Genomic DNA, 10500 nt, shown 5'->3' on the forward strand with positions numbered 1-10500 from the left:
GTATTTTCCAGAAAAAGATGTGTGGATTTACAACAAACTGACGACAGAATCAGCAATCGGTCGATTTTCCCTAAGATCAGGTTTGACAAAACTTTTTTCGCCGCTAAGATAAGCCTCCACAACGATTCCTCTGTAGTTCAGTCGGTAGAACGGCGGACTGTTAATCCGTATGTCACTGGTTCGAGTCCAGTCAGAGGAGCCAAATTTAAAAAGCCTGCTTTTAAAGCAGGCTTTTTGCTTTGCGGATGAGGGAAAATGAACGCTCTGTTTGTCTACGGCACGCTGCGCCCGGGCCACTCTAATGCGCATATTCTTGAGAACATCGGCGGCGAATGGCTGGCCGGTTCCGTATCCGGCACGTTTTACGAACGCGGCTGGGGTGCTGCGGCGGACTTCCCGGGGATCGTGCTCCACCCTGATGGTCCCCGCGTCGAAGGCTATCTGTTTATCTCTGATAACCTTGCCGCACACTGGCAAATGCTGGATGAATTTGAAGACGGCTATGACCGGATTGAGGTCGCAGTGACCACCTCTGAAGGCAAGCAGGTTCAGGCCTGGATTTATCAGCTGCAGCCGCGTTCTGAGTCATAAAAAAAAGGCTCTCTGTCACCAGAGAGCCTTTTTCACAATCCGCTGCGATTACTCGCTTTTTGCTTCGCCGTTTTTGATTTCGCCCATCACTTTCAGCTTCTTGGAGATGTCGCGACGCTCTTTGGACAGCTCTGCGTTTTTGATGATGTAGTCATCAACGCGGTCTTCATAGTCGCTCTTCATGCTGGCGATGATGCCCTGGATAGCTTCAACGCTCATGCCTGGCTTGATGTAGTCGCTCAGGTTGTCGAGCAGCAGAACACGTTTCTGGTTGTCACGGATCTTCTTCTCAACGTCCTGGATTTCACGCTGCAGTTTGTTTTTGCGGCGGAACAGGCGGACGAATTCCAGAACATCCTGGAACGAAGGCTTGGTAGTTTCCATTTTTACACCCCTGATAATGTGAGAGTCGGATTCGTTAAGGCAACCGTTGTAACAATAACCTTACTGACAGCGGCTGCGAATGACAATGAGTATATCGTTTAAAGCTATCATAACCCCAATTGCTGCTGAATCGAAGCAGCAGCCGTCACATACGCCTTTTATTTGCGCAGCGCCCGGCAAATAAGGTGCGATAACAGCTCAAGCTGCCGCGCCAGTTCCATGCTCAGCCAGACGTAGCCATGAATAGGCGTTTCCGCCACGTTATCGCTCTGGCGTTCATTGATTAACTGCTTCAGCTCCGCGACGATCTCATTCAGTCGCTCGCTGTTGGCCAGTATCGGCTGCGGGTTGCCTTCATAAAGCGCATGGGCGATGGTCAACAGCGTTTGCTGCGTCATCTGCTGAGTCTCTTTGAGGGTCTGCGCATTAAGCATCAACAGATGGCTGGGACGCGAAGCCCAGTGGGCGTTGATTTGCAATTCAAGCATGCAGACCAGGTTGCGGCTTACCGTCTGGATAGCTTCGAAAATCGATTTTTGAATGCGGGTTTCTTTGCTGGCGGGCGCGATCAGGCCGCGCATTTTAACCACGTCGTTAAGGATGGTTTGCAGGTGCTTTTCCAGCCGCGGGCGCTCGACCAGATTAGGGGAAAAACCGGCCTGATAAACGCGGTTAAAGGCAGTAACGTAGTTCGCCATCTGAATACGCCAGTGCAGAAAAGCCCGCTGCGGCCATATACCTGTGAAGAGCATGGCCAGCAGTGACCCCAGGATGACATCCCCGCTTCGCCACAGCGCCGTGGTCATATCCCCGGCGGGCGCCCCGACAACCACCGCGAGAGTAATACCAATCAGCAGCGCCTGATAGGGCTTTTTGCCCAACGCCAGCCAGCCGCAGAGGAACATAGCGGCACCGCACCATGCCAGCATCACCGGAAATGAGATGAGCTCCAGCTTCAGCGCAATAAGACCCAGGGCCGAGCCAAGAACAGTCCCGCCAATTCGTTCAAAGGCGCGCGGGACCACGTTCCCCCAAAACGAGATGGGCCCCATCACCACCACCAGCGTGATCAGCGGCCACGTCCCTTCCGGAACGTCCAGCAAACGGACCAGTACAAACGTCAATACGAAAGCCAGCGCGATGCGACACCCGTGCACCACGCGGTAATGTTTATACAACCGAATTTCAAAAGGAGTTAATGATTTGTCGGGACGCACACCCGCTCTCCAGCTACACGGCAAACCACAATTGTACTGTGTTTTCAGCCGGGCGGATCGATCCCGGCTGAAAAACCCTTCATTTAGCAGGCTTAAACCGTTTTATGCTCTACCGCGATATACATTTCGATATCCCAGTAGCCGTCCGCATTGCCGTCATTGAGATAGCGCTCGAAGCAGGGCTTAAGCGCCATCTGGTACTTATTGTCCTGCAGCAGGGAATTGAAGAACTGATACCACGGCGTGGCAAAGTCATAGTTTTCCACGCGTGCCGTCGCCACGGCATAATCACCGGCCGCGATTTCCGTCATCATGACGCCTTCGCTGTTTTCCGGAATAACGAAATCGTCCGGTACCGTAACGGCCGTATCACAGCGCAGTTTTTCTGGCGGGACCTCATCGGGATTATCGTAGTATACCGCCACCCACTCCAGCGGCTCAATGTGACGCCCGTCAACCCACATGACCAGCTGTTCAAAGCCCTGTTTTACCGTGTGTTCCCACGGTCCAACCAAATGAAAACCGGCAATCTTACGTTTCTGTTGCTGCTTAATGCTGTAGTCCATGCTGCCTCCATTTATTACTGTATATTTATACACTATAAAACTGGATTATCATTATCAGCAAACGAGGAGTGTTTATTATGTGAGCAGACTCGCAACCCTGCCAGTCTGCTCATCTGCCGTTAGAGCGTATGGTGCAGATAATCGCTCAGACGGGAGAACAGACCGCCTTTATCAACGGCTTCCAGCGTTACCAGCGGCCAGTGGGCTACCACCTTGTCGCGATCGTAGAGCTGAATCTCCCCGACCCGCTGATGAGAGGCAATCGGCGCTTCCAGCTCTTTTTTATCCAGCACGTATTTGGCTTTGATGTTGGGAACCTCCGCTTTCGGCAAGGCCAACCAGAAGTCCTGGTCGGTGCCCAGCTTCACCTGCTCCTTATCGCCGTACCAGATGCGCTCCGTCCCTACTTTTTTACCGCTATGCAGGATCTGCACCGTATCGAAATTCTGCTGTCCCCAGTGCAGCAGTTTCCGGGCCTGGTCTTCGCGCCCTTTCGGGCTGTCCGCCCCCATCACCACAGCGATTAAACGGCGCTGGCCGTCTACGGCAGACGCAATCAGGTTAAAGCCAGCCCCCGAGGTATGCCCCGTTTTAAGGCCGTCCACGTTCATGGTTTTATCCCACAGCAGGCCGTTACGGTTTTGCTGGGTGATCCCGTTCCAGGTCAGGCTCTTTTCGCTGTACATATGGTAAAACTCAGGCTCGCCGTGGATGATGGCCCGGGAGAGTACGGCCAGGTCATAGGCGGAGCTGTGCTGGCCCGGCGCGTCCAGCCCGTGGACGGTTTCAAAATGCGTATCGCGCAGGTTCAGCTTCTGCACGTAGTCGTTCATCATTTTCACGAACTGCGGCTGCCCGCCCGCCACGTGATCGGCCAGCGCCACGCAGGCGTCGTTGCCGGAATCGACTATCAGGCCGCGGCTCAGATCGCGCACGGAGACGCGATCGCCCTCTTTCAGGAACATCAGCGACGAGCCGTCAAAAACCGGGTTACCTTTTGCCCACGCGTCACGCCCTACGGTGACAATGTCGTCCGGCGTAATGCGGTGGCTATCAATGGCCCGATCAACCACATAGCCCGTCATCAGCTTGGTCAGGCTCGCCGGATTACGTTGTTGATGTTCGTTGCCCGCCGTTAAAATCTGACCAGTCGTGTAGTCCATCAGCACCCAGGAGCCAGCCTGAATGGCCGGAGGCTGCGGCGAAAAATCCAGTGGTTCGGCCGCAAAAGCAGATGAGACACTCGAAGCGAGTAAAGAAACAGCAATAAACAGACGGCGTTTCAACGGTATATCCTCAGGTCAGTAAAAATCGATGACCTTTTTACGGGAGTTCTGATGTCGTTACCTGGCTTAATTGCAATAAAATGTGACAGAGCGCAGATTTTTCTCTGAAGCTGGCGCGCAAATTTGCCACGCGGCGGTGCTTTTTATTCGGTCTGACCCGCGCGATCGTTTACCATAGTGACGTCATTTTTTAACAGGATGGTATTACTGGTGTCTGACTCTGCCGCTCGCCCGACTTTTTTGTTCCACGACTACGAAACCTTTGGCACTCACCCGGCGCTGGACCGACCGGCGCAGTTTGCCGCCATCCGTACCGACGACGAATTCAACATTATTGGCGAGCCCGAGGTCTTTTACTGCAAGCCTGCGGATGACTACCTGCCGCAGCCCGGCGCGGTCATGGTTACCGGCATCACCCCTCAGGAAGCGCGGGAGAAAGGCGTTAACGAGGCAGAATTCGCCCGACGCATCCACGATCTGTTTACCGTCCCCAATACCTGCGTGGTCGGTTACAACAACATCCGCTTCGATGACGAAGTGACGCGCAATATCTTTTATCGCAACTTCTACGATCCCTATGCCTGGAGCTGGCAGAACCGCAATTCACGCTGGGATTTGCTCGACATCATGCGCGCCTGCTACGCCCTGCGTCCTGAAGGCATTAACTGGCCGGAAAATGAGGAAGGGCTGACCAGCTTCCGGCTGGAACACCTGACGCGCGCCAACGGTATCGAGCACAGCAACGCCCACGACGCGATGGCGGACGTCTATGCCACCATTGCCATGGCGAAGCTGGTGAAAAGCGCACAGCCCCGGCTGTTTGAGTATCTGCTAAGCCATCGCAGCAAGCAGAAGCTTATGACCCTTATCGACGTACCGCAGATGAAGCCGCTGGTGCATATTTCCGGCATGTTTGGTGCATGGCGCGGCAATACCAGCTGGGTTGCCCCGCTGGCGTGGCATCCGGACAACCGTAATGCGGTCATCATGGTGGACCTGGCGGGCGATATTTCACCCCTGCTGGAGCTCGACAGCGATACCCTGCGCGAACGTTTGTACACGCCAAAAAATGAACTCGGCGATCTGCCCGCGGTGCCGGTCAAACTGGTGCATATAAATAAATGTCCGGTACTCGCTCAGGCGAACACGCTGCGCCCGGAAGATGCAGACAGGCTGGGCATCAACCGTCAGCACTGCCTCGATAACCTGAAAGTGCTGCGCGAAAACCCGCAGGTGCGCGAGAAAGTGGTTGCTATCTTTGCCGAGGCGGAACCATTCGTGCCGTCTGAAAACGTGGATGCCCAGCTCTATAACGGCTTCTTCAGCGATGCCGATCGCGCGGCCATGAATATCGTTCTGCAAACCGAGCCGCGTAACTTACCGGCGCTTGATATCACCTTCGCCGATAAGCGCATCGAAAAGCTGATGTTTAATTACCGCGCGCGTAATTACCCGGGAACCCTGGATGAAGCAGAGCAGGAACGCTGGCTGCAGCACCGTCGCAACGTATTTACCCCAGAGTATCTGCACAGCTATGCTCAGGAGCTGGAAATGCTTTATGGCCAGTATGAAGGGAATGCTGAGAAACAGGCACTGTTGAAATCCCTGTTCCAGTACGCGCAAGAGATAGTCTGAAAGTCAGAAATAAAAAAACCGGAGGCGATGGTCTCCGGTTTTTTTTTGCCCTGCGGCGCTGCGCTTACGCGGGCTTACGGGTTATGTAGGTCGGGTAAGGCGTAACCGCCACCCGACACAGTCTTACGCGACGTCTTCGTACTGCGGAACCGGGTTACGGAAGCTCTTCGTAACGCAGGCCAGGTAAATCAGGCCGATACCCGCCCAAATCAGGCCAAGCACCATCGAGCTCTCTTCCAGGTTAACCCACAGCGCGCCCACGGTCAGGGCACCACACATCGGCAGAAACAGATACTGGAAGTGATCTTTCAGCGTTTTGTTACGCTTTTCACGGATCCAGAACTGAGAGATAACCGACAGGTTAACAAAGGTAAACGCCACCAGCGCACCGAAGTTAATCAGCGCCGTTGCCATCACCAGGTCAAAGTTAATCGCCAGAAGCGCGATCGCACCGACCAGGATAATGTTCATCGCCGGGGTACGCCAGGTTGGATGCACGTAGCCGAAGAAACTTTTCGGGAATACGCCATCGCGGCCCATTACGTACATCAGACGCGCAACGCCTGCATGCGCGGCCATACCGGATGCCAGTACGGTGATGGTGGAGAAGATCAGCGCGCCAACCTGGAACGCTTTACCCGCCACATACAGCATGATTTCTGGCTGAGACGCATCCGGATCCTTGAAGCGAGAGATATCCGGGAAGTACAGCTGCAGGAAATAGGTCGAGAAAATAAAGATCAGACCGCCAATCAGCGCCGTCAGGAAGATGGCACGCGGGATCACGCGCTCTGCATCCTTCGTTTCTTCAGACAGGTTGCTGATCCCGTCAAAACCGGTAAAGGAGAAGCACAGAATGGTTGCCCCGGTAATCATCGGGATCACATGCGCATCACCAGACCAGAACGGTTTGCTGCTCGCCAGCGTACCAGCGCCTTCGCCGTGGAACACGCCATAGATCACCATGCCAAGAATAACGGCAATCAGGACAACCTGAAGCACAACGATAACGGAGTTAAAGTTGGCAACAGACTTAATGCTGCGCAGGTTGAAGGCAGTCATAAAGGCCACCAGCGCCACGACGAACATCCAGGATGGAATCGATGGCACCAGCGCTTCAAAATAGATTTTTGCCAGCAGAATGTTGATCATCGGCGCGAACAGGTAGTCGAGCAGCGAAGACCAGCCCACCATAAAGCCAACCGTCGGGCTGATGGATTTCTGTGCATAAGTGTAGGCGGAACCGGCAGACGGATAGCGGCGAACCAGCTTACCGTAGCTCAGCGCGGTAAAGAGGATCGCAATCAGCGCGAAGCCGTAAGCCGTCGGCACATGACCGTCTGTGAGGCCTGATACGATACCGAATGTATCGAACAGCGTCATCGGTTGCATATAGGCCAGGCCCATCATAACAACCGGAATCAACGTAAGCGTTTTACGTAATTCCACGCGAGAGGTGTTTGGAGTTGCGTTATGCGACATAGTTATTCTCCTTTAAGGTGATAACCGCCACGTAAGCGAAAAATTGCCCCATTTGTTTCTTCCTCAGCGACAACAACTGTCGGATTTTAGTAAATATCTATCCGGTACGAAGCCCGGCCTCTTGGTTTTTAGTTTCGTTTCGTACATGCAAAAAAAAATAACCGACGCCTTTTATATCGTCGATTATTCATTTGGTTGCAGCGGCGGCATTTTGCCCCACATCGGATACAAAAGGCAATACTTTGCAACGCAGCGGGTAATTTTCTTTTTGCTAACTGGCTGATTTTTCGACGCTGCCCTGAGCATAAACAGCGGCGATAGCACTATTTGCTAAAATTTCGTCGCGCCACCAGGCACTGGCCAGCCCGGCGGTCTGTTCATTCCAGCCCACCCACACCGACTCATGGCTGTTTTGAGCAAGTACCTGTTTTTCAACAAGCGCACCGCTGTCAATAAACCGCTGCGCCAGATAGCGGGGCAAATAGCCGCAGCCCAGGCCGCTTATTTGCAGCTCCAGCTTGGTTTTAAAGTCGAAAACGGTGATGGCCTCCTGCTCATCAAGCAGCTGTGAGGAGGCCGAACATTCCGGACGAGAGCTGTCCCCCACCACAATCGCGCGGTAGCCTTTAATCACGCGGCGGTTAAGCGGCTCAGGCTCCTGAGCCAGGGGATGATGGGGCGCCACGGCAAATACCTGCTCCAGCACGCCCAGCCGGGCAAAACCAAAATCGCTCAGCTGGGGAGGCTCATGGAGTGCACCGACAAAAATATCCGCTCTGCCCTGGGTTAAAGCATCCCAGGAGCCACCCAGCACGCCGTTGATAAAGATAAGACGGGTCACGCTGTGGTGTTGATAAAAAGCTTCAATCAGCGGCGTCAGGAGAGAAAACGGAAAGGTATCATCCACGCCAATAACCAGCTCGTTTTCCCATCCCTGATGGAGCTTAACGGCCTGTTTTTCCAGCTCGCGAACGGTATGCAGAACTTCGCGGCCTTTTTCCAGCAGCATCTGTCCGGTTCGGGTAAAACGAGCGCGGTGCCCGGAGCGATCGAGGATCTGAATATTGAGATCGCTTTCCAGTTTTTGAACGGTATAGCTCAACGCAGACGGGGTTTTGTAGAGCTTTGCCGACGCAGCGGCAAAGCTCCCCTCTTTTTCCAGTGCATCCAGAATAATAAGAACATCCAGCAGCGGTTTCATGCTCGCCCCCTTCTGGTGTGCGATCGTCTCCGCTGCGGGTCTTATTCCATGGGCATCACCAGCGGATCGGGATACTGATACTCAAACCCCAGCTCATGACAAATGCGATTGCCATCAACAATTTTGCCTTTGCTGTAATCCTTTGCCTCACTAAAGACCGGCGGAGCCAGGCCAAGCTGACGTGCCATCAGCGGGTAAAAGGTGCTGCGCGCCGGATGAGACGGTGCACATATATTATAGATGTGTCCGCCTTTCGGAGCCTGTAAGAGTAACTCAATCGCGCCAATAACATCCTCAAGATGGACAAGATTCACGCCATGCTGGCCGTCTGGCGCCGTCTTTCCGGCAAAGAAGCGTCCCGGATGGCGTCCAGGCCCCACCAATCCTGCCAGACGCACGATATCAACCTGCGTGCCGGGAAGATTATGCAGCCAGTCTTCCAGCTCTTTCAGGACCTGACCGCTCGCCGTAACGGGACGGCGCTCGGAGCTCTCTTTTACCACACCTTCAGCATCGCCATAGACCGACGTCGAGCTGGTGAAAACAATGCGCGGTACGTGATGCGCCAGCGCGCTGTCGACAATCTCCTGCATCGCCTGCAGATAAAATGATTCGCCCGGTCCGCTGCGCCGCGCGGGTAGCGTAATCACCAGCGCATCCACGTTCATCAGCGTGTCCAGATCGTCCGCATCACACACTAGCTCCGGCTCCAGACGCAGTTCAACGCCATCAATACCGCACATGCGCGCCGCTTCGACCCCATCTCGGGTGGTCTTGCTCCCGGTCACCTGCCAGCCTTTCGCGGCTAATGACATCGCCAGCGGCATTCCCAGCCATCCTAAACCGACAATCGCGACCTTTTTCATGCGAATTCTCCTGACTCTCACTCGTCTTTCATAAGGCTACGCCAGCCCGGCAGAACACACAATTCATAGCATCAATATGAAATGAATTAATGATCAAAAAAAGCCCTTGCAATATGTCGTACAACTGGTTTAGGTTAAAAGACATCAAATGAATAAGCATTCATCGAGAATTTATATGACACGCGTTCAATTTAAACACCACCATCATCACCATCATCCTGACTAGTCTTTCAGGCGATGTGTGCTGGAAGACGTTTGGATCTTCCAGTGGTGCATGAACGCATGAAAAAGCCCCCGGAAGATCTTCTTCCGGGGGCTTTTTTTTGGACCGAATTCAGACAGGTTAAAACAGGTTAACGAGGAATAAAGAATGTTAGATAACTCACGTTTACGCATAGCTATTCAAAAATCAGGCCGTTTGAGTGACGATTCACGCGAACTGCTGGCCCGCTGCGGGATTAAAATTAACCTGCACACCCAGCGCCTGATTGCTCTGGCTGAAAACATGCCCATCGACATTCTGCGCGTGCGTGATGACGATATTCCCGGCCTGATCATGGATGGCGTCGTTGACCTCGGCATCATCGGGGAAAACGTGCTGGAAGAAGAGCTGCTGACCCGCCGCGCGCAGGGCGAAGATCCGCGTTACTTCACCCTGCGTCGTCTGGACTTCGGCGGCTGCCGCCTGTCGCTGGCAACGCCGGTTGATGAAGCCTGGGACGGCCCGGCCGCGCTGAACGGCAAACGTATTGCCACCTCCTACCCTCACCTGTTAAAGCGTTATCTGGATCAGAAAGGCGTGCAGTTTAAATCCTGCCTGCTGAACGGCTCTGTTGAAGTGGCGCCGCGTGCGGGCCTGGCGGACGCCATCTGTGACCTGGTCTCTACCGGCGCGACGCTGGAAGCGAACGGCCTGCGCGAAGTGGAAGTGATCTACCGCTCCAAAGCGTGCCTGATTCAGCGCGACGGCGAGATGGCGGATGCCAAGCAGCAGCTGATTGACAAGCTGCTGACCCGTATTCAGGGCGTCATTCAGGCGCGTGAGTCCAAGTACATCATGATGCACGCCCCAACCGAGCGTCTGGATGAAGTGATTGCCCTGCTGCCGGGCGCCGAGCGCCCAACCATCCTGCCGCTGGCGGGCGATCAGCAGCGCGTGGCGATGCACATGGTGAGCAGCGAAACCCTGTTCTGGGAAACCATGGAAAAACTGAAGGCGCTGGGCGCAAGCTCCATCCTGGTGCTGCCAATTGAGAAGATGATGGAGTAATG

General features: G+C 54.3%; 12 protein-coding genes, 1 tRNA gene and 1 other annotated feature. Of the genes, 5 read left to right on the forward strand and 8 right to left on the reverse strand.

Going from position 1 to position 10500, the window contains the following annotated elements:
- Window positions 1-126: 126 nt before the first annotated feature.
- Window positions 127-202, forward strand: a tRNA-Asn gene (locus ACW9E7_RS12575).
- Window positions 203-255: 53 nt separating this feature from the next.
- Entirely contained in the window at window positions 256-591 is a 336-nt protein-coding gene (locus ACW9E7_RS12580; RefSeq protein ID WP_115875766.1) for a gamma-glutamylcyclotransferase family protein, read from the forward strand.
- A gap of 48 nt (window positions 592-639) precedes the next feature.
- On the opposite strand, the gene ACW9E7_RS12585 is transcribed toward ACW9E7_RS12580, so the two are convergent.
- The 4 genes from ACW9E7_RS12585 to dacD all read right to left on the reverse strand — a co-directional run bounded on the left by ACW9E7_RS12585 (window position 640) and on the right by dacD (window position 4044).
- Window positions 640-975, reverse strand: coding sequence for a DUF496 family protein (locus ACW9E7_RS12585; protein ID WP_008499467.1), 336 nt, complete (start codon window positions 973-975; stop codon window positions 640-642).
- A gap of 158 nt (window positions 976-1133) precedes the next feature.
- Window positions 1134-2192, reverse strand: coding sequence for an FUSC family protein (locus tag ACW9E7_RS12590; RefSeq protein ID WP_458727854.1), 1059 nt, complete (start codon window positions 2190-2192; stop codon window positions 1134-1136).
- A 92-nt stretch (window positions 2193-2284) separates the two neighbouring features.
- Window positions 2285-2758: a DNA gyrase inhibitor SbmC gene (gene sbmC / locus ACW9E7_RS12595; RefSeq protein ID WP_458727855.1), complete on the reverse strand. Its 474-nt coding sequence runs from the start codon at window positions 2756-2758 to the stop codon at window positions 2285-2287.
- Window positions 2759-2877: 119 nt separating this feature from the next.
- Window positions 2878-4044 carry a serine-type D-Ala-D-Ala carboxypeptidase DacD gene (dacD, locus tag ACW9E7_RS12600; protein WP_458727856.1) on the reverse strand — a complete coding sequence of 389 codons (1167 nt, stop codon included), beginning with the start codon at window positions 4042-4044 and terminating at the stop codon, window positions 2878-2880.
- Between the two features lie 198 nt (window positions 4045-4242).
- Between dacD and sbcB the strand changes: the two genes are divergently transcribed.
- The gene (sbcB, locus tag ACW9E7_RS12605) at window positions 4243-5679 is read left to right on the forward strand and encodes an exodeoxyribonuclease I (protein ID WP_414146661.1); all 1437 of its coding nucleotides are present in this window, start codon (window positions 4243-4245) and stop codon (window positions 5677-5679) included.
- 123 nt (window positions 5680-5802) lie between these two features.
- Here sbcB and plaP read toward each other — a convergent pair whose 3' ends face one another.
- The 4 genes from plaP to ACW9E7_RS12625 all read right to left on the reverse strand — a co-directional run bounded on the left by plaP (window position 5803) and on the right by ACW9E7_RS12625 (window position 9228).
- Window positions 5803-7161: a putrescine/proton symporter PlaP gene (gene plaP, locus ACW9E7_RS12610; protein WP_023312362.1), complete on the reverse strand. Its 1359-nt coding sequence runs from the start codon at window positions 7159-7161 to the stop codon at window positions 5803-5805.
- Window positions 7151-7213: a membrane protein YoeI gene (yoeI, locus tag ACW9E7_RS12615; protein ID WP_111966150.1), complete on the reverse strand. Its 63-nt coding sequence runs from the start codon at window positions 7211-7213 to the stop codon at window positions 7151-7153. The genes plaP and yoeI overlap by 11 nt, the downstream gene beginning before the upstream one ends.
- Window positions 7214-7432: 219 nt before the next feature.
- The gene (locus ACW9E7_RS12620) at window positions 7433-8362 is read right to left on the reverse strand and encodes a LysR substrate-binding domain-containing protein (protein ID WP_115875771.1); all 930 of its coding nucleotides are present in this window, start codon (window positions 8360-8362) and stop codon (window positions 7433-7435) included.
- Window positions 8363-8403: 41 nt separating this feature from the next.
- On the reverse strand, window positions 8404-9228 hold the full coding sequence (locus ACW9E7_RS12625) for an SDR family oxidoreductase (RefSeq protein WP_115875772.1): 825 nt from the start codon (window positions 9226-9228) through the stop codon (window positions 8404-8406).
- A gap of 175 nt (window positions 9229-9403) precedes the next feature.
- On the opposite strand from ACW9E7_RS12625, the gene hisL reads away from it, so the two are divergent.
- Window positions 9404-9454, forward strand: coding sequence for a his operon leader peptide (gene hisL / locus ACW9E7_RS12630; protein ID WP_001364200.1), 51 nt, complete (start codon window positions 9404-9406; stop codon window positions 9452-9454).
- Window positions 9430-9553, forward strand: a sequence feature (His leader region). Its footprint overlaps the gene before it by 25 nt.
- 45 nt (window positions 9554-9598) lie before the next feature.
- Window positions 9599-10498, forward strand: a complete 900-nt coding sequence (gene hisG, locus ACW9E7_RS12635; RefSeq protein ID WP_348942907.1) for an ATP phosphoribosyltransferase — start codon at window positions 9599-9601, stop codon at window positions 10496-10498.
- The last annotated feature ends 2 nt before the right edge of the window (window positions 10499-10500 follow it).

This window comes from Enterobacter sp. H2G27, assembly GCF_054403075.1.